This is a genomic window from Fructilactobacillus sp. X2R5C2 (genome assembly GCF_059901375.1).
This window is the reverse complement of sequence record NZ_JBWXUX010000056.1, coordinates 1-231: the sequence shown is the minus strand read 5'-3', so window position 1 is coordinate 231 and position 231 is coordinate 1. Positions and strand designations below refer to the sequence as shown.

The 231-nt window shown below is 47.2% G+C and carries 1 protein-coding gene; it reads right to left on the bottom strand.

What is annotated here, in order from left to right:
- Positions 1–43 precede the first annotated feature (43 nt).
- A partial coding sequence (locus AC6UD2_RS06915; protein WP_500698452.1) for a hypothetical protein occupies positions 44–231 on the bottom strand: 188 nt, incomplete at its 5' end.

Here is a 231-nt window from a genome sequence, read left to right as displayed (position 1 = left end):
TCCCTGATCAGCATGGATGAAAGGACTATTTGCTTGACAACGCCTAACAACGTCTTGGAGATGGACCAGGCAAAAAGCCGTGTTCTTCAAAACGAAGCGTTAGGCGTTTCATCTGTCTACAGCAAGCATGAACACCCAGGCTGGTCTTTATTCGCCGCGGCCAAGGACTGCCAGCTGATCCAATTTGGGTATCTATCGTCTTTAAACCAACCATGTCAATAACTCCAGTAA